The sequence below is a fragment of the gamma proteobacterium symbiont of Axiagastus rosmarus genome (assembly GCF_059730925.1).
This window is the reverse complement of record NZ_AP035925.1, coordinates 3708205-3725246: the sequence shown is the minus strand read 5'-3', so window position 1 is coordinate 3725246 and position 17042 is coordinate 3708205. Positions and strand designations below refer to the sequence as shown.

Below are 17042 nucleotides of genomic sequence, written 5' to 3'. Positions count from 1 at the left end.
TTGCTCAAAAATCGATTTCAAAAGTAGTGACCAATCATATAGTTATCGATATCTGCAAGCTCACTTAACTCAAATCAGGTAGAAACAGCAATGGAAATCAAAAATTTACGTCAGCCGTCCTTTTTCCGCTCTTTCAGAGTCTGGATTGTTGTTGGGGTAGCTTTATATCTGTATCTGCATATCACTGCGGATAACAAAGCAAAAGACGTTCTGATTTTATGGTGTATTCCCTCTTTCTTTATTTTATTAAGCGCTTACGTGTCTTATCTCTATAAAAAACTTAATGCTTCGACTATTGATAAGTATGATAACAACGGCACCTGGAGTCATGAATTCAAAGATTCGAAAATGCTTTTAGACACTCATACCCGAAAGTTGACTTTGAAAAACGGTAAACGTGAAAAAACTTACTCTTTTGATCAGGTTGAGAAGTGGTATTGCCAAATTGAATCTGGAGGTGAAATTGTCGCTTTTGACCTTGTTAGTATTTTAGGAGCAACGGGACACAATCAATCTACCAAACACAATAATATTGAAAATTCTGGTTTTTTTATCAGAGTCAATGATATTGAATTCCCCACTTGGCAAATTAAATTCTATCCACGTGAAGGGAAGTTTCACCACCTTAAAGGAATTAAAGACACAGAAGAACAACTTCAACTCTGGTGTAGGATTTTTGACAATGTTATCAATGGAGAAGTGAAATGAATAAGATTATTTTTTCGTTCCTCATTTTCGGAATTGCTGGTTGCAGTTCAACAGCTGGAAATCATTCTATTTCAAATGAGACGAAGCAAAGTGTAAGCACGAAAATCAAAAATGGAAAAACTACGAAGAATGAGGTTCTTGCTTCCTTCGGCAAGCCAGGCCGTGAGACCAGTACGGGTAGTAATGAAGAACAATGGTTATACTTTTCTTATAAATCAGATATGACCGCATTAACTTATGTGCCTATTATTAATCTTTTTTCTTCTGGATCAGACACGCAATCAAAGTCATTGACTGTCACTTTTAAAGGAGACAAAGTAAGCGACTGGAATTTTAGCTCTAACTCCGACTCAGTTCATAACGGCTTTTAACTAAATGGCATGTAGAGGCATAATAGTCTCTACAGTCTTCTTCCTTTCCTTTTTTTCTTAACAGCATGTATTTTATCTGATAAAAGTGCTTTTTCGTATTTTGCTCTTTCCTTACTGTATATACTTTCAGCTTCAACATTGTTATTGATAACATAGTGAATTAAATACCTGAAAAGAAAAGTGAGTTCATGCTCATATCCCAAATGTTCTACAAGTCTGTCAGTGCTGTTTATCAAAGCATTTGATAGCATGGCAATAATCGTAAAACTATCTATTTTGTTGTTTTGATTAATTGGCAAGTAATATTTTATGTAATATCCCACGCAGAAAAGCCAAATATATCGAATGATTTTCTCCTGTTCAAAACCAGACTTTTTCAATCTTTCAACATATTTTTGTAGCAACAGTATAAGTTTCTCTTCCTGAGAAATATATTTCAGTTTGTTCATAAGTTGCGTCCTTGCAATCAAATAAAATTGTCTTCCTGACATTGATAACTAGTAACATATAAATTTAATAAATCAATAGGCTTAAACTATTAATTGATAATTTTCTAATTATTTATTTTTAAATTATTTACCAAATATTTTACAATTTACGTATAATTCTATATATATCAACAAGATAAAATAATTTTAATAATTTAGGTTAAAGGAACCGTTCTGATTGGCGTACCGATCACCGCGTTATCCAGCCCTCGCTTCTGCGAGGGCTCCATTTCAAAAGCTCTTGTCCAATAAAACTTTTCTCTCCGCACGTTCATACAACGACGTTAATGCGCGCGCCACTCCCGCAGTAATTCTTCCGTGGTTTTAACCCGCACCGGATTGCCCGGCATGATCAAATCCGCCCACACTTCGTTGTGCTGATTAATAAGTTGCTGCGCCGACACATAAGTACGATCGGCGGTGGTGTGGGCGTCGGCCGCCACGGTGATGTGATAGCCAAGGCTGGCCCCGACTTTGATGGTGGTATCGACACAATAATCGGTGGCGCAGCCGCAAATGACAAAGCTTTCAATCTGATGCTGTTCAAGCTGCGCCGCGAGCCCGGTTTGCCAGAAGCTGTCGCAGGCGGTTTTGGTGATGTAAAGCGCGTCGGCGGGTTGTTCCAGTTCGGCGACTATTTGCCAGTCTGCGGAGTCAGCGGCTAAATCCGGCCCGCTATGCTGAATAAAAATGACCTGATCGGCGGCGGCCATCAGCTGATTAATGCGCGCGCAGCGTCCGGCGCGGTCGTAACGCGGCGTTGCCAGCACGCCATTTTGCATATCCACTACCATTACCACCCGTTGTGCCATTGTCGCCTCCTTTATAGGTCAGGCCCCAGTGTCGCGCTGAACGGGTAGGCGCGTAAAGCGATTGGGCTTTGCTTTTTTGGTGCGCGCCGCGCATGCTTACTGCCTGATAGCGTATGGAGGTGTGTGGTGACGGTGGTTCCCGAAGTCTTTCCCTGTGAGCAGGATCGTGCGCAGTTTCAGCACTTTGCTGAGCTGCCGGGCATTGAGCTTTATCAGGCGCACATCTCCCGCTACGCTTTTGAGCCCCATACCCACGAAGCCTTCGGGATTGGCACCATTGAATCCGGCGCGCAGCGCTTTCGCTACCGCGGCACCAATTATGTCGCGCCGGTGCATTCGCTGGTGATGATGAATCCCGATGAACTGCACACCGGTGAATCGGCCTGCGCCGAAGGCTGGCGTTATCGCATGATCTATATCGATCCGGCGGAGATGGATCGGCTGACCGGCGATCGCAACTGGTGGTTTAGCGATGCGCTGCGCACCGATGCGCGCCTGGCGCAACCTTTCTCTCACGCGCTGGCACAGATGTGGCAGGCGCAAAGTGCGCTGGAGCGGCAGGGCGCGCTGCTGGATCTGCTGGAGTGGCTGCGTCCGCTGGCGCAGCAGGGCGTCGCGCGGCCGCGCGAAGGCGCCCACCGCTTTGATGTGGTAAAAGCCTGGCTGCGCGATAACCTGGCAGAGCCGGTGCGGCTGGAGGAGCTGGCGGCGCTGGTATCGCTGTCGCCGTGGCATTTTCTGCGCAGTTTCAAACAACACTTTCACGTCACTCCCCATCAAATGCTGATGGCCTTCCGCCTGTTCGAAGCCAAACAGCGGCTGGCGCAGGGCGAGAGCGCCGCCAGCGTGGCGGCGGCGGTTGGCCTCACCGACCAGGCGCATCTGACGCGGGCGTTTGCCCATCGCTACGGCATCACGCCGGGACGCTATCAAAAGCAGGTGTTCAGCGGACGTTAACCGCAATCTGCTACAAGCCTTTCACCTTTTCCTGCGCCACACTGTGGCGGATTAAAGATAAAGGAAAGGTGTATGTTTGCAGGAATAGTGTTTGCCCTCGCGGCGGGGCTGATGTGGGGCATGATTTTTGTCGGGCCGCTGCTGATACCCGATTATCCGGGCACGTTGCAATCGGCGGGTCGCTATGTTGCCTTTGGTCTGGTGGTGCTGCCGCTGGCGTGGCTCAGCCGGCGCCGGCTAAAACAGCTGACGCGCCCGGACTGGACGGAGGCGGTGAAGCTGTCGCTGGTGGGCAATCTGCTCTATTACGCCTGCCTCGCCAGCGCGATTCAGCGCACCGGCGCACCGGTCTCCACCATGATCATCGGCACGCTGCCGGTGGTGATCACCGTTACCGCTAACCTCTGTTATGGCCACCTCGAAGGGCGACTGCCGTGGCGCCGCCTGATGCCCGCGCTGGTCATCATTGCTGTCGGGCTGGGCTGCGTCAACGCGGCGGAACTGCACGGGCAGGGGTCGGCATTTGATCTCTGGGGCTACCTGAGTGGCCTGCTGCTGGCGGTGCTGGCAGTGGTGTGCTGGACCTGGTATCCGCTGCGCAATGCGCGCTGGCTGCGCGAACATCCTCAGCACAAACCGTCGAGCTGGGCCACCGCGCAGGGGCTGGTGACATTGCCGCTGGCGCTGGTGTTTTATGGGCTGGTGAGCCTGCAGATTCACTGGCAGCAGCCCGATTTCGCTTTGCCGTTCGGCCCGCAGCCGGCGCGTTTTATTTGGCTGATGCTGGCGATTGGTTTGTTCTGCTCATGGCTGGCGGCGTTGTGCTGGAATGCCGCCAGTCAGCGTTTGCCAACGGTGGTGATGGGGCCGCTCATCGTATTCGAAACGCTCTCTGGCCTGCTGTGGACCTTCATTTACCGCCAGAGCTGGCCACCGCTGCTCACCAGCATCGGCATCGGCTGTCTGATCGTTGGCGTGATCTATGCCATGCGCATTAAACCGCAGCGGCTGAGCGCGCTTCCTTAACCCTGCCTCGCTGCTGAGTCATCCACTCAGCAGCGCTTTCCCCTGATATTTTAGGAATTTGACCAGCCGGTAATCCCGCCTCAGTGACCTGATACTGGCCGCCACGCGCACGCTATATAACCGACCAGCGCTACGGCCGCCCGGTTTTCATTCTCTTCCGCTATAAAACTCTCTGCCGTCAGCACGCTAAAAGGTCGACTTTCGCTGCCTTAAAGCGTTCCGGTGGGATAAAAAAAGCGCATATCGGGCAACAATTCGCCGGTTTAGCGCGTAAAAAACTCTTCGCCAGTCGGATTTTTACCCGACTGTGGCACTGAAATTCCAGCGTGAGAAGCCACCTTAGCCTTAAGCGTTACCGGCATTGTTAAGAATGATTCCCAACAGCTGCCAGAAAAAAAGATTAAAGATGACGATGGATTTAAGCGCAGTATTTACCGTGGATAACCGTTTTTCGGCTTTATAGTTTAAACATCATAACGTTTTTGAACCGGAGTATTCCTGGTGTGGTTTAAGAGTTAGCCGACTAGCGCTGATCGCCAAAGCGATCATAAACGCAGCGGCCAGATCCAGTTTAAAACTGAGCCAATGTGTGAGCGGTTACACCGTGTTGTTCATTAACGCTTAACAGAATTGTCTGTGATCAGGTCTGATTATTAGTAATCGTGAAGTAATAGACTAAGCACCAATCTCACCAAAATGAGATTGGGCTAAGTCTAAATGGCTTGAAACGCGAGGCTTTTGCTGGTGTGAATCAATTTTACCGCAAAAAAGGAAGTGATTCCGTGATGGCATTCATCAGGAAAAAGTGGTTCGAATTGTTATGTAGCGAATGCCGAATTTAATGATCTTCATCTCTTCTGGTAAGAACAAATCTCAGCATTAAGTCATATAACATCGGCCTCAATGGTATTAGCGATTATCGGAACCGGAAGGGTAATGATAAACGCTACGGCTAATATCCAGTAAACGACAGCTGCGACGGGTACCGATGTCGAAAGTGGTTTGCAGGAAGTTGACCGCCTGACGCTTTTCATTCGTAGTGAAGAAGTTTTTCAGCACGCTTTGCAGCATCTCCTTGTCGGAGCTCAGGGTCTGCAGCTCGCGCGTAAGGTTCTGCAGTTTATCCTCCAACTCCTTGATTTTTCGACCCTCCTCTGAAGAAAGCCCGGAGAACTTCTTCTTCCAGCTATAGAAGGTGGCCTCGGAAATGCCCAGCTCCTCACAAATCTCCCTGACTTTCACTCCCGTTTCAGAAGCTTTAATGGCATTTGTGATTTGCTCTTCGCTATATCGTGACTTTCTCATAAATGCTCTTACCTTTCTTATCAATTAGTGGATGAGAATTACTGTATTAATATCTGGTACTGCAAAAACGGTATTAATGCAGTATTAAAGTGCGCGATTAGAATTGCGAGGGTTAAATTAAGTTATTTAGAATAAATATCATCATGGGATAAATCTTATTTTATTCTGAATGCCATTGAACGCCTTCCTGGTGCTGGGTTTTTGATATAGATTCATTCCATCCCAAATGCAGAAAAATACGACAATCATTGGAAATTCGGCATAGCCTGCTTGCAAAAAACTCAGGATATGCCTGTGAACTTTTGTCCTGAATTCGGGTTGAAATCGTTTACATCCATCGGGCTTCGCACCAGGTTTAATCGGAATTTTCCTGAATTTAATCGCTAAACTCTGACGCGAGTCTCATTTTTCGGACCAGCCTGGTTTGAAGTTATTAAATTGTGTCAGGCCCACTGAGCGCTTGTTAATTCATTTCAAGGACGTTGTACCGAAAAGCAGTTGCTGTACGTAATACTAAGGACCAGTCAATGAAATTGAGCGTAATGTCTAATGCCGCCTGGATGATGTCTGAGAAGATCGTCTCGGTATTCGGCGTCATATTTGTGACCTCCTACGTGGCAAAATCCTTTGGCCCAACGGTGTTTGGTCAAATGGCGTTTTCGACCTCGCTGTTCTCCATGGTGCAAACCGTGGCGATTTTTGGTACCGAAACCATCCTGTTCAAGCGCATCAGCAAAAGTGCGCCGAAAGGCCTGCGGCTGATGACCGTGGCGCGGACCATGCGCCTGGTGCTACTGTTGCTGACATCAATCCCGGTGTTGATTTGGGTCTGGTACAACATGCAGGAAAACTTCCTTGCGTTTGCACTGGCCTCGTTTATCTCGTCGGTGTTTGTCACCCAAGACACGTTCAGCGTTTATAACAATGCGCGACTGGCGTCGCGGCTCAATACCATTGCTAACTCGGCCGGCTTGCTGCTGGGCTTTGCCATGAGCTTCACCATCGCCTGGCTGCATCTCAATCCACTGTGGCTCACCGCCTCGATTGTGGCCGTCACACTGGTGCCGTACGCCATCAAGCGCGTCAATTTCTATCGCGAACATCAGGATCTGGCACCGCCGCAGGACAAGCGCACCACCTACCTGCGCTACCTGATGTATGCCGGCCTGCCGCTGGCCATCTCCAGCATCTTTATCTCGGTGCAGGTGAAAGCCGCACAGATGTTCCTCGCGGGCATCGCCTCAGCGCGCGACCTTGGCCTGTTCGCCGCCGCGAATACCATTTCGGCTTCCTGGATTTTTATCCCGGTTGCCATCATCACTTCCTGCTTCTCGGAGATTTTCCGCGAGCGTGGAGCAGCCGCGATCAAGCTCACCGCGCGGCTGAACGGCTATGTCATGGGAGTTTCATTGCTGTTATTAGCGGTGATCGCCTTATACGGCGAAAAAATCATCATCGCTTTATATGGTCACGAGTACACACAGTCCGGAAGTCTCATTACGTTACTGTCGTTAGCAACCTGCTTTTCGGCAATGGGGACCGTCGCTTATCGCTACATGGTGAAAGAGGGCGGGTTTAACTATCTGTTGAAGAAGATCATTTGTCTGATGGTCATCAGCCTGCCGCTGTCGTGGTGGCTGATCCAGGGCTACGGCATCATGGGTGCCGCCTGGAGCGTCTTCATCACGGAGTTACTGTCCCTGACCGTAATGAATTACTTCTTCAAAAACGGCGTCATCCAAAAAATTCAGGTTTCCTCACTCAACTACAAAACCTACAAATGAGGTCAGATATGATCAGGTTGAAAGACGAACTCAGAAGAAGCGTACAGTATTTCATCAAAAAGATGCCCTGGGCTTACCAGGATCGCATCTACTACTTTCACAAATTCCGTAAGCTGCCGAACCTGCGTCAGCCGAAGGTGTTCAACGAGAAAGTGCTGTATCGCAAATTCGTCTACGGCGACTACCAGTGCTATGGCCGCCTGTCGGACAAATTTTCGGTGCGTGAGTACATTGCCGAAAAGGTGGGCAGTGAGTATCTGATTCCGCTGGTTTATGAGACCAGCGATCCGCACTCACTGCATACGCTGCCGAGCTGGAAGAACACGGTTATCAAGCCGAATCACGGCTCCAACATGGTTGAGATCCTGCTGGAAGAACCGGATGCGCTGAAAAAACAGCAGATTATCAGCGACTGCCAGCGCTGGCTGAAGACCGACTTCGCCAACGAGGCGCGCGAGATTCACTATCGCTATATCAAGCCGCGCATTCTGGTGGAGAAGTACATCGGCGATGGCAAAACCGCGCCGATCGATTACAAGTTTCACATGTTCAACAAGCGCGACGGCAATTTTGAATATGTGCTGCAGGTGATCTACAACCGCTGTAATCCGCTGCTGTCGATGAACTTTTACGTCAACAATCTTAACGAGGCGTATCACAAAATCCGTGATACCGGGCTGGATGTGTCACCGTTGCTGCCACAGCTGCAGCACGCGCTGGCACTGAGTAAAACGCTGGCCAGCGACTTCGATTATGTGCGCGTGGACTGGTATATCGATGGCGAACAGATCTACTTCGGTGAGCTGACGTTCACGCCAGGCGCCGGGCTGGTCACCGGGTTGGATCGGGGGCTTAATCAGATGATGGGTGATATGTGGATTCAGGATCGTCGCGATACGCAGAGATCGGACGTCACGGTGCCGGAAGTACCACTTCCAGCCGTATTGAAGAAAATTTGAAATCACACAGCAAAATAAAAAACCCCGCTTAGCGGGGTTTTTTATGCGCCGCGTTTACGGCATTGGCCAGTCGGCTGGTGTCTGGCTCATCACCTGAATAAACGCTTCTTTGGTGATGGACATAAAGTTATGCACGTTTTCCATGCTCAGCGTAATGCCGAGCAGACCGGTAACGAACCAGCATGACATCGCTACGCCCACGCCGCCGCACATCAGCGCCATCACGTGGTGGCTGTTCTGACGCAATTTAATTTTCATGGTGCTGGCGAAGAACATCATTAGCGCGCTGAGTAGTTCCCAACGCATGACGATCAGACTGGTAGTTAACGTAGCCATTGGCGAAAAACCTCTTGAGATCAGTAATATCCCTGACATTCATCGGACATCACTGGCGGCAGAAAAGGGAGGTCAGGGAAGCCCTTCTGTCGTCTTAATACAGCTTGAATCTGTGACTTGGGTCACATTATATCACTGGATTTGAAAATTTGAACAAAATTTAGACCTGGTATGGCAGGCAAAGAAAGGGCTGGAGGAAGGTGAAGAGGAGGGGAAAGGCGCGCCCGCGTGGGGCGCACTGACTTCAGCGTACCGGGCAGCACTCGCCGGTGGTGCGCTGGGCAAAGCTGTTCATGCCTTCGCTGCAGTCAAAGTTGACCAGACGCGGACGCTGCACCATTGCCTGGCGACGCATGCTGTGACGATAAGCGGTAGGGGTTTGCGAGAACTGACGGCGGAACACGCGCGAAAAGGTCTGCTGCGAGTCGTAGCCGTACTGCATCGCAATGTCGAATACCGGACGCTGCGTCTGACGCAAGGCTTCGGCGGCCAGCGTGAGACGGCGTTCACGAATATAACCACCCAGCGTTTGTTTCGTAACCGTACGGAACATACGCTGAAGGTGCCATTTCGAGTAACCCGATTTTGCCGCCACTTCATCAATCGACAATGTTTTATCCAGATTCTGATCGATCCAGTTAGTCAGTGAATGGATGATTTCCTGTTGCATCATAGCCTGTTCCTTCTGCAAGGTTATCGCCTGGTTTGAAATTCGCTGTTTTGCTGGGGTGCGAGTATAATTCCTCAAGTTAACTTGAGGTAAAGGCCCTAAATGAAAAAAGAACGCAATTACCCGAAACCGGTGCTGACGCCGGGCGAAGTGGCGAAACGCAGCGGCGTGGCGGTATCGGCACTGCACTTTTATGAAAGCAAAGGCTTGATCAGCAGCACGCGCAATGGCGGTAATCAGCGCCGCTACAGCCGTGATGTGCTGCGCCGTGTGGCAATCATCAAAATTGCCCAGCGCATCGGGATTCCGCTGGCGACGGTCAGCGACAGCCTGATGCACGTGCCGGCGAATAAGCGCATGTCGACGCAGGAGTGGGACGCGCTGACGCAGCACTGGCGCGAAGAGCTGGATAAACGCATCGAAACCCTGACGCGTCTGCGCAACGATCTTGACGGCTGCATTGGTTGCGGCTGCCTGTCGATGCGCGACTGTCCACTGCGCAATCCGGGTGACCGCCTGGGGCAGCAGGGCTCCGGAGCGGTCCTGCTCGATCCGCAACAGGACGAGCCGCAGCGTTAATCCGCTATACTAGATGCCAACCCTTAGCAGCAAGGAATCGCGCATGATTACCGTTCACCATCTGGAAAACTCCCGTTCTCATCGGGTGCTGTGGCTGCTGGAAGAGCTGGCGGTGCCGTATCAAATCAAACGCTATCAGCGGGAAAATACCCTGCTGGCGCCGGACGAATTAAAGAAAGTGCATCCGCTGGGTAAATCGCCGGTGATTACCGATGGCAATCGGGTGATCGCCGAATCGGGCGCCATCCTCGAATATCTGCAGCTGAAATACGACAGCGAGCATCTGCTGGCGCTGCATGAGGAAGAGGAGCAAATTCAGGCGCGTTACTGGCTGCACTATGCTGAAGGTTCGCTGATGCCGCTACTGGTGATGAAGCTGGTGTTTGCGCAACTGGGCAAAAAGCCGGTGCCATGGCTGCTGCGCCCGGCCGGCGTGGCGCTGAGTAAAGGCATTCAGAAAGCGTGGCTGAACAAGCAGCTGGCGCTCCACGGGCGCGTGATTGAGCAGCATCTGAGCCAGCAGCGCTTTTTTGCCGGTTCACGCTTCAGTATTGCCGATGTGCAGATGAGTTTTCCGCTGCTGGCGTTGCAGATGCGCGGCGCGCTGGGTGAGATGCCCGCCACGGCGCGCTGGCTGGAGAATATGCAGCAGCGCGCCGCGTGGCAGCGCGCGCTGGAGCAGGGCGGCCCGATTCAGTTCAATAACGGCTGAGGCGCAGCGGTAACGCAACGAAACAGGACGCCGCGACGCGCTGTCGCGGCACCGCAGCAAACCACCTGAAATGCCAGCCTTTTTCCTCCATGATTTCCTGCTCCCGCTAGCGTAACGCCAGCCATAATTGCGCCAGAGCTGCGCATTATCCTGCCTGCCAGGTGATTAGCAGTTGAAAACGCCACCCCAAACGCCAGATAATCGTTTGCCTTTTTTCCGCGTCACCCCTTTTTGACCTGGAATACGCGGCCACGTAATCGTTTGCCTGCTTTTCTCTCTGAGACATCTTCACCAGGATGATGCGCAAACGCGAGCCGCGCGGTGACCTATATCTTAAAAAACACAGAGGAATAACTATGTCTGGCGAATCACGCCCGGCCAGGGGAAAACTGGACGCCTGGTTCCACATTTCAGCACGCGGCAGCAGCGTGCGGCAGGAAGTGCTGGCTGGCCTCACCACCTTTTTAGCGATGGTTTATTCAGTCATCGTGGTTCCTGGCATGCTCGGTAAAGCGGGCTTCTCACCGACGGCGGTGTTTGTCGCTACCTGTCTGGTGGCCAGCTTTGGCTCCCTCATCATGGGACTGTGGGCCAACCTGCCGATGGCGATTGGCTGTGCCATCTCCCTGACCGCCTTCACCGCGTTCAGCCTGGTACTGGGCCAGCACATTAGCGTGCCGGTGGCGCTGGGCGCGGTCTTCCTGATGGGCCTGCTGTTCACGCTGATTTCCGTGACCGGCATTCGCGCATGGATTCTGCGTAACCTGCCGATGGGCGTGGCGCACGGCACCGGCGTCGGTATCGGCCTGTTTCTGCTGCTGATTGCCGCCGATGGCATTGGCCTGGTGGTAAAAAACCCGGCGGCAGGCCTGCCGGTGGCGCTTGGTCACTTCACCTCTTTCCCGGTGATCATGGCGCTGATCGGGCTGGCGGCGATTTTTGGTCTGGAAAAACGGCGGGTACCGGGCGGCATTCTGCTGACCATCATTGCGATTTCGCTGCTTGGGCTGATTTTCGACCCGGCGGTAAAGTGGCAGGGGCTGTTTGCCATGCCGAGCCTGCGTGATGCCAGCGGCCAGTCGGCAATGTTTAGCCTGGATATCATGGGCGCGCTGCAGCCGGTGGTGTTACCGAGCGTGCTGGCGCTGGTGATGACCGCGGTGTTTGACGCCACCGGCACCATTCGTGCGGTGGCCGGGCAGGCGAACCTGCTGGATAAAGAGGGCCAGATTATCAATGGCGGTCGCGCGCTGACCACCGACTCTATCAGCAGCCTGTTTGCCGGACTGGTGGGTGCCTCGCCCGCCGCAGTGTATATCGAGTCCGCTGCGGGTACTGCCGCCGGCGGTAAAACCGGCCTGACAGCGATTGTCGTGGGTCTGTTGTTCCTGCTGATTCTGTTTATGTCGCCGCTGGCTTATCTGGTTCCAGCCTATGCCACCGCACCCGCGCTGATGTATGTCGGCCTGCTGATGCTGAGCAACGTGGCCAAAATCGACTTCAATGATTTCGTCGATGCGATGTCTGGCCTGCTGACGGCGGTATTCATCGTACTGACCTGCAACATCGTCACCGGCATCATGCTCGGCTTTGCCGCGCTGGTGATTGGCCGCCTGTTTGCCGGCGAGTGGCGCAAGCTCAACGCTGGCACGGTGGTGATTGCTGTGGCGCTGGTGGCGTTCTACGCGGGCGGCTGGGCTATCTGACCGCAATCCGGGCGTCAGTCCGGATTATTCTCTTTATCGCACACGCCGCACATCGGGTAGCCCCGCCGGGCGGCGTTTTGTTTTACACTTTCCGACGCAACATCGCTTCGATTAATATGATTCGCCTAAGGAAAGCATGGAAATCTTCTTTACTATTCTCATCATGACGCTGGTGGTTTCGCTGTCCGGCGTTGCGGCACGTATCCTGCCGTTTCAGATCCCGCTCCCGCTGGTACAGATCGCGGCCGGCGCGCTGCTGGCCTGGCCAACCTTTGGTCTGCACGTCGATTTTGACCCCGAACTGTTCCTCGTGCTGTTTATTCCGCCGCTGCTGTTTGCCGATGGCTGGAAAACACCGATCAACGAGTTTCTGCATCACGGCCGTGAAATTATCGGCCTGGCGCTGGTGCTGGTGCTTATTACCGTGGTCGGTATCGGCTACCTGATTTACTGGCTGGTGCCGGGCATTCCGCTGATTCCGGCGTTCGCGCTGGCGGCGGTGCTGTCTCCGACCGATGCGGTGGCGCTCTCCGGCATCGTTGGCGAAGGGCGCATCCCGAAAAAGATCATGTCGATTGTTCAGGGCGAGGCGCTGATGAATGACGCGTCGGGCCTGGTGTCACTCAAGTTTGCCGTCGCGGTGGCGATGGGCACCATGGTGTTCACCTGGGGCGGCGCCAGCGTCGAATTCCTTAAAGTGGCGATTGGCGGCCTGGTGGCCGGTGTCGCCGTTTGCTGGCTGTATGGCCGTTCGCTGCGCCTGCTCAGCCGCTGGAGTGGTGACGATCCGGCAACGCAAACCGTACTGCTGCTGCTGCTGCCGTTCGCCTCTTATCTGATTGCTGAACACCTCGGCGTCTCCGGCATTCTGGCGGCGGTAGCGGCCGGTATGACCATCACCCGTTCCGGCATCATCCGTCAGGCACCGCTGGCGATGCGCCTGCGCGCCAACAGCGTATGGCAGATGCTGGAGTTTGTGTTCAACGGCATGGTGTTCCTGATGCTGGGCCTGCAGCTGCCGGACATTCTCTCCACCTCGATTGCTCAGGCGAACGCCGATCCTAACGTCGAGCTGTGGATGCTGTTCGCCGACGTCGGGCTGGTCTATGCGGCGCTGATGATCGTGCGCTTCGGCTGGCTGTGGATCATGAAGCGCACCAGCCTGCGCCTGCTGAAGAAGAAGCCGCTGGAGTTCTCCAGCTACTCGCTGCGTGAACTGCTGATCGCCTCTTTTGCTGGCGTGCGCGGTGCTATCACGCTGGCCGGTGTGCTGTCGATTCCGCTGTTCCTCAGCAACGGCGAACCTTTTCCGGCGCGCTACGAACTGGTGTTTATCGCCACCGGCGTGATTCTGTTCTCGCTGTTTGTCGGCGTGATTCTGCTGCCGATTCTGCTGCGCGGCATGGAGAGCCACGACAAAGTGGGGCACCGTCGCGAAATCCAGAGCGCGCGTGCCGCGATGGCCGGCGTGGCGATCGAAAGCCTGCACAAAATGGAGCAGCGACTGGAAAACGACGCTGAAGAGAACATCGATCCTGAGCTGCTGAAAGAGGTCAGCCTGCGGGTGATTGGTAATCTGCGTCGTCGCGTCGATGGCAAAGATGATATGGAACAGGCGCTGTTTGCGGAAAATCTGGAGCGCCGTTTCCGCCTGACCGCGCTGCGCGCCGAGCGTGCCGAGGTTTATCATCTGCGCGCCACCCAGCAGATCTCCAACGAGACCATGCAGCGCCTGCTGCGCGATCTCGACCTGCTGGAAGCGTTGCTGATAGAAAAAGAGGAATAGCCGCCGCGTTTTGCTGCTCTCCGATCCCGCGGCCGCCTGACAGACAGGGCGGCCGCTTTGTTACAGCGATAGCCGTGGCGCGTTATCCGGCCAGTGTTCACGGCAGCAGGCAATCCACGCCTGCGCGCTGCGCGACAGATAACTGCCTTCGCGCCAGATTAGCCCCAGACGCCACTGCAGCTCCGACTCCAGCGGCAGCCACAGCAAGGCCTGTTTATCCAGCCGCTGGCAGATCGGCTCCGGCAGGATCGCCAGCCCCATATCCGCCTGCACCATCGCGGCAAGAAAATCCCACTGCGCGCTGCGCAGCGCGATATCCGGCATCACTCCCTGGCGCTGAAACGCTTTCATCAGCTGGCGGTTAAGCGAAAACTCTTCGTTGAGGATCAGCAGGGGATGCTGAGCCAGCTCGGCCAGCGTCAGGCTGGTGCGGTTGAGCCAGCGCGCGCTGCGCGGCAGCAGCACGCACAGCGGATGGCGCATCAGTTCCAGCGTGTTCAGCGGCAGCTCCGCATCAATCGGCAAGGCGGTCAGCGCAATATCCAGCCCGCCGCTCAACACCGCCTGCTGCACCGTCAGGCCACCAAATTCGGAGATTTTCAGCTGTACGCCGGGATAGCGGCGGCGGAACGCGGAGATCGATCCGGCAATCTGCATGCCGACCATCGGCGGAATGCCCAGCCGCAGCTCACCGGTTTTCAGCTGGTTGATGTCACTGATTTGCGCCTCCAGCTGATGAAACTCCTGCAAAATCGCCAGGCCGCGCTGATATACCGCCTGGCCGCTGTCGGTGAGATGCAGCTTGCGTCCCTCGCGCAGCAGCAGCGTACAGCCCAGCTCTTCTTCCAGCTGGCGCAGCATTTTGCTGATGGTGGGTTGCGTCACGAACAGCTTCTCCGCCGCGCGGGTAAAGCTCTGCTGACGCACCACTTCGGTAAAGTAACGCAGCGCACGCACGTCCATAAGCATTCCTTTTTGGCATAGTTTGAATAATTTTAATTCATTTCTTTCACACTCTGGCGAGGATTTATACTGCAACCCTGAATTTTTAACGGGAAGAGAGAAATGGCGTCCGCGCTTCGTCCGCGCACCACGGATATCCTGCAACGCGTCACGGTGCCGCTGCAGCTGGTGCTGTATATCGCCCTGTTCGTTGCCAGCGGTCAGCTGGTGAGCTGGCTGCATCTGCCGTTACCGGCCAACGTCGTGGGTATGGTGTTGCTGTTACTGTTGATCGTTAGCGGTATCGTGCCGCTGCGCTGGGTTAAAGCCGGGGCCAACTGGCTGCTGGCCGAAATGCTGCTGTTTTTTATTCCGGCGGTGGTGGCGGTGGTGAATTACAGCGACCTGCTGCGCAGTGAAGGCTGGCGCATCTGTGTGGTGATCGCCGTCAGTACGCTGATGGTGCTGGCGGCCACCTCGCTGGTGGTCGATCGCTTATACCGTTTCGAACTGGCGCGCGCCGCGCGTAAGCAGGGCGATCGTGACTGACTTTATCATTAGCCTGTTATGTCTGGCGCTGACGCTGCTGGTTTACTACCTCAATAAACGCCTGTACCGGCGCAGACCCACACTGCTGCTGATGCCGTTGGTGTTAACGCCGCTGGTGCTGGTGGCGCTGTTGCTGCTGACGCACGTCAGCTGGCAGGATTACATCGCCGAAAGCCACTGGCTGCTGTGGCTGCTGGGTCCGGCGACGCTGGCCTTTGCGGTGCCGGTTTACGAAAACCTGCACATTATCCGCCGCCACTGGCTGTCACTGAGCGTGGGCGTGATCACCGCCACGCTGGTGGCCGTGTGCAGTTCGGTATGGCTGGCGCGGCTGCTGACGCTACCGGAGAGCATCCAGCGCAGCCTGGCGGTGCGCTCCATCACCACGCCTTTTGCGCTGGCAGCGGCCCAGCCGATTGGCGGCCAGCCCGATTTGGTCGCGCTGTTCGTGGTGATTACCGGCGTATTTGGCATGGCGGTGGGCGACGTGCTGTTTTTACGCATCGCGATTAAGCAGGGCGTGGCGAAAGGCGCCGGCTTTGGCGCGGCCTCGCACGGTGCCGGCACGGCACGCGCTTATCAGCTCGGCCAGCAGGAGGGCGTGGTCTCCAGCCTGGTAATGATGCTCTCCGGCGTGCTCACGGTGCTGCTGGCCCCGCTGCTGGGTCAGCTGCTGTGGCATGCTTAAGTGGACAAATTTGAGCCTGGGCTCATATAAGAGTTTCCTCGCTTTGCTTACCGTTTGCGCGCGCAAACAACAAGGAAGCGAGAATGAAAAATACCACATTAGCATTAGGCCTGCTGCTGGCCGCCACCGGGAGCAGTGCCGCTGAGATCGGCGGGCAGGGCGGCAGCCATTTCTGGACAGCCCGGATTAACAGCGACCGCACCGCACCAGGCGTGCAGGCAGCACTGGAGTATGTGCATGGTCATCAGCAAACCCATCTGCTCGACGCCAGCCTCGGCTACGGCTTTTCCCTCGGCGCGCTGCAGGTAGCACCGCGTATCGGTGCATTCTGGGCCGATGTGAAAACCACCTCAACATCAAGTCGTGGCATGAATGGCGGGATTCGTCTGATGGCACCTCTGCCGCGGGCAGGGGCCACCTGGCTCTATCTGGATTACAGCCTGTCGCCTGATTTTGCCAACCACAATCTGCATGCGCTGCATCAGCTGGAAGCGGGCGTCTATTACCAGCCGGCGAAGTGGTTATCACTCAGCAGCGGCTATCGCTACCTCTCCGTCAACGGTGATTATGGCCATGCCGATCAAAGCCTGATGGATGGCCTGTTTATCGGCGCTGCCGTGCGTTTCTGATCCCTCCACGGCCGTTCGCGGCCGTTTTCTGCCCG

General features: G+C 54.3%; 19 protein-coding genes. 13 read left to right on the top strand and 6 right to left on the bottom strand.

What is annotated here, in order from left to right:
- The first annotated feature begins 90 nt into the window (after positions 1-90).
- Together AC6I8F_RS17615 and AC6I8F_RS17610 are read left to right on the top strand one after the other, a co-directional pair.
- On the top strand, positions 91-708 hold the full coding sequence (locus AC6I8F_RS17615) for a DUF4755 domain-containing protein (protein WP_498028296.1): 618 nt from the start codon (positions 91-93) through the stop codon (positions 706-708).
- Positions 705-1079: an SEN1984 family lipoprotein gene (locus tag AC6I8F_RS17610; RefSeq protein WP_498028295.1), complete on the top strand. Its 375-nt coding sequence runs from the start codon at positions 705-707 to the stop codon at positions 1077-1079. Before AC6I8F_RS17615 ends, AC6I8F_RS17610 begins: the two co-directional genes overlap by 4 nt.
- A 29-nt stretch (positions 1080-1108) precedes the next feature.
- Here the strand turns inward: AC6I8F_RS17610 and AC6I8F_RS17605 are convergent, their stop codons facing one another.
- Together AC6I8F_RS17605 and AC6I8F_RS17600 are read right to left on the bottom strand one after the other, a co-directional pair.
- On the bottom strand, positions 1109-1528 hold the full coding sequence (locus tag AC6I8F_RS17605) for a hypothetical protein (RefSeq protein ID WP_498028294.1): 420 nt from the start codon (positions 1526-1528) through the stop codon (positions 1109-1111).
- A gap of 323 nt (positions 1529-1851) precedes the next feature.
- Positions 1852-2379: an isochorismatase family protein gene (locus AC6I8F_RS17600; RefSeq protein ID WP_021507839.1), complete on the bottom strand. Its 528-nt coding sequence runs from the start codon at positions 2377-2379 to the stop codon at positions 1852-1854.
- A gap of 126 nt (positions 2380-2505) precedes the next feature.
- Here AC6I8F_RS17600 and AC6I8F_RS17595 point away from each other — a divergent pair, with 126 nt between their 5' ends.
- On the top strand, positions 2506-3336 hold the full coding sequence (locus tag AC6I8F_RS17595; RefSeq protein WP_058757554.1) for an AraC family transcriptional regulator: 831 nt from the start codon (positions 2506-2508) through the stop codon (positions 3334-3336).
- A 72-nt stretch (positions 3337-3408) separates the two neighbouring features.
- Positions 3409-4362 (top strand): DMT family transporter, encoded by a 954-nt coding sequence (locus tag AC6I8F_RS17590; protein WP_058780887.1) that lies wholly within the window; start codon positions 3409-3411, stop codon positions 4360-4362.
- Between the two features lie 909 nt (positions 4363-5271).
- Here AC6I8F_RS17590 and AC6I8F_RS17585 read toward each other — a convergent pair.
- Positions 5272-5667, bottom strand: a complete 396-nt coding sequence (locus tag AC6I8F_RS17585) for a transposase (RefSeq protein WP_031279757.1) — start codon at positions 5665-5667, stop codon at positions 5272-5274.
- 527 nt (positions 5668-6194) lie between these two features.
- On the opposite strand from AC6I8F_RS17585, the gene AC6I8F_RS17580 reads away from it, so the two are divergent.
- Together AC6I8F_RS17580 and AC6I8F_RS17575 are read left to right on the top strand one after the other, a co-directional pair.
- A complete protein-coding gene (locus tag AC6I8F_RS17580) occupies positions 6195-7451 on the top strand; it encodes an oligosaccharide flippase family protein (RefSeq protein WP_021507835.1) in 1257 nt (418 codons plus the stop codon).
- An 8-nt stretch (positions 7452-7459) separates the two neighbouring features.
- The gene (locus AC6I8F_RS17575; RefSeq protein ID WP_031279756.1) at positions 7460-8410 is read left to right on the top strand and encodes an ATP-grasp fold amidoligase family protein; all 951 of its coding nucleotides are present in this window, start codon (positions 7460-7462) and stop codon (positions 8408-8410) included.
- 54 nt (positions 8411-8464) lie between these two features.
- Here the strand turns inward: AC6I8F_RS17575 and AC6I8F_RS17570 are convergent, their stop codons facing one another.
- Positions 8465-8746, bottom strand: a complete 282-nt coding sequence (locus AC6I8F_RS17570) for a YjcB family protein (RefSeq protein WP_058770027.1) — start codon at positions 8744-8746, stop codon at positions 8465-8467.
- Between the two features lie 244 nt (positions 8747-8990).
- The gene (gene soxS / locus AC6I8F_RS17565) at positions 8991-9419 is read right to left on the bottom strand and encodes a superoxide response transcriptional regulator SoxS (protein WP_058757551.1); all 429 of its coding nucleotides are present in this window, start codon (positions 9417-9419) and stop codon (positions 8991-8993) included.
- Positions 9420-9518: 99 nt separating this feature from the next.
- Here soxS and soxR point away from each other — a divergent pair, with 99 nt between their 5' ends.
- From soxR to AC6I8F_RS17545, 4 genes are all read left to right on the top strand, one after another.
- Positions 9519-9995: a redox-sensitive transcriptional activator SoxR gene (gene soxR / locus AC6I8F_RS17560; protein ID WP_021507832.1), complete on the top strand. Its 477-nt coding sequence runs from the start codon at positions 9519-9521 to the stop codon at positions 9993-9995.
- A gap of 43 nt (positions 9996-10038) precedes the next feature.
- The gene (locus AC6I8F_RS17555; protein WP_021507831.1) at positions 10039-10707 is read left to right on the top strand and encodes a glutathione S-transferase family protein; all 669 of its coding nucleotides are present in this window, start codon (positions 10039-10041) and stop codon (positions 10705-10707) included.
- Between the two features lie 356 nt (positions 10708-11063).
- Complete coding sequence (locus tag AC6I8F_RS17550) at positions 11064-12413, top strand: NCS2 family permease (protein WP_058757550.1); 1350 nt, start codon at positions 11064-11066, stop codon at positions 12411-12413.
- A gap of 136 nt (positions 12414-12549) precedes the next feature.
- Positions 12550-14199, top strand: coding sequence for a Na+/H+ antiporter (locus AC6I8F_RS17545; RefSeq protein ID WP_021507828.1), 1650 nt, complete (start codon positions 12550-12552; stop codon positions 14197-14199).
- Between the two features lie 60 nt (positions 14200-14259).
- Here AC6I8F_RS17545 and AC6I8F_RS17540 read toward each other — a convergent pair whose 3' ends face one another.
- A complete protein-coding gene (locus AC6I8F_RS17540; RefSeq protein WP_021507827.1) occupies positions 14260-15162 on the bottom strand; it encodes a LysR family transcriptional regulator in 903 nt (300 codons plus the stop codon).
- Positions 15163-15264: 102 nt separating this feature from the next.
- Here AC6I8F_RS17540 and AC6I8F_RS17535 point away from each other — a divergent pair, with 102 nt between their 5' ends.
- The 3 genes from AC6I8F_RS17535 (at position 15265) to AC6I8F_RS17525 (ending at position 17007) form a co-directional block, all read left to right on the top strand.
- Positions 15265-15690: a CidA/LrgA family protein gene (locus AC6I8F_RS17535; RefSeq protein ID WP_021507826.1), complete on the top strand. Its 426-nt coding sequence runs from the start codon at positions 15265-15267 to the stop codon at positions 15688-15690.
- Positions 15683-16378 (top strand): LrgB family protein, encoded by a 696-nt coding sequence (locus AC6I8F_RS17530; protein WP_021507825.1) that lies wholly within the window; start codon positions 15683-15685, stop codon positions 16376-16378. The genes AC6I8F_RS17535 and AC6I8F_RS17530 overlap by 8 nt, the downstream gene beginning before the upstream one ends.
- A gap of 83 nt (positions 16379-16461) precedes the next feature.
- Positions 16462-17007 (top strand): YfaZ family outer membrane protein, encoded by a 546-nt coding sequence (locus AC6I8F_RS17525; RefSeq protein WP_166712224.1) that lies wholly within the window; start codon positions 16462-16464, stop codon positions 17005-17007.
- The last annotated feature ends 35 nt before the right edge of the window (positions 17008-17042 follow it).

What these genes read in the sequence shown, in the direction of transcription:
- AC6I8F_RS17600 (WP_021507839.1), bottom strand. Translation starts at nt 2,379, where the DNA reads ATGGCACAACGGGTGGTAATGGTAGTGGATATGCAAAATGGCGTGCTG.
- AC6I8F_RS17605 (WP_498028294.1), bottom strand. Translation starts at nt 1,528, where the DNA reads ATGAACAAACTGAAATATATTTCTCAGGAAGAGAAACTTATACTGTTG.
- AC6I8F_RS17550 (WP_058757550.1), top strand. Translation starts at nt 11,064, where the DNA reads ATGTCTGGCGAATCACGCCCGGCCAGGGGAAAACTGGACGCCTGGTTC.
- AC6I8F_RS17580 (WP_021507835.1), top strand. Translation starts at nt 6,195, where the DNA reads ATGAAATTGAGCGTAATGTCTAATGCCGCCTGGATGATGTCTGAGAAG.
- AC6I8F_RS17575 (WP_031279756.1), top strand. Translation starts at nt 7,460, where the DNA reads ATGATCAGGTTGAAAGACGAACTCAGAAGAAGCGTACAGTATTTCATC.
- AC6I8F_RS17570 (WP_058770027.1), bottom strand. Translation starts at nt 8,746, where the DNA reads ATGGCTACGTTAACTACCAGTCTGATCGTCATGCGTTGGGAACTACTC.
- soxS (WP_058757551.1), bottom strand. Translation starts at nt 9,419, where the DNA reads ATGATGCAACAGGAAATCATCCATTCACTGACTAACTGGATCGATCAG.
- AC6I8F_RS17525 (WP_166712224.1), top strand. Translation starts at nt 16,462, where the DNA reads ATGAAAAATACCACATTAGCATTAGGCCTGCTGCTGGCCGCCACCGGG.
- AC6I8F_RS17535 (WP_021507826.1), top strand. Translation starts at nt 15,265, where the DNA reads ATGGCGTCCGCGCTTCGTCCGCGCACCACGGATATCCTGCAACGCGTC.
- AC6I8F_RS17610 (WP_498028295.1), top strand. Translation starts at nt 705, where the DNA reads ATGAATAAGATTATTTTTTCGTTCCTCATTTTCGGAATTGCTGGTTGC.
- AC6I8F_RS17545 (WP_021507828.1), top strand. Translation starts at nt 12,550, where the DNA reads ATGGAAATCTTCTTTACTATTCTCATCATGACGCTGGTGGTTTCGCTG.
- AC6I8F_RS17585 (WP_031279757.1), bottom strand. Translation starts at nt 5,667, where the DNA reads ATGAGAAAGTCACGATATAGCGAAGAGCAAATCACAAATGCCATTAAA.
- soxR (WP_021507832.1), top strand. Translation starts at nt 9,519, where the DNA reads ATGAAAAAAGAACGCAATTACCCGAAACCGGTGCTGACGCCGGGCGAA.
- AC6I8F_RS17590 (WP_058780887.1), top strand. Translation starts at nt 3,409, where the DNA reads ATGTTTGCAGGAATAGTGTTTGCCCTCGCGGCGGGGCTGATGTGGGGC.
- AC6I8F_RS17540 (WP_021507827.1), bottom strand. Translation starts at nt 15,162, where the DNA reads ATGGACGTGCGTGCGCTGCGTTACTTTACCGAAGTGGTGCGTCAGCAG.
- AC6I8F_RS17555 (WP_021507831.1), top strand. Translation starts at nt 10,039, where the DNA reads ATGATTACCGTTCACCATCTGGAAAACTCCCGTTCTCATCGGGTGCTG.
- AC6I8F_RS17615 (WP_498028296.1), top strand. Translation starts at nt 91, where the DNA reads ATGGAAATCAAAAATTTACGTCAGCCGTCCTTTTTCCGCTCTTTCAGA.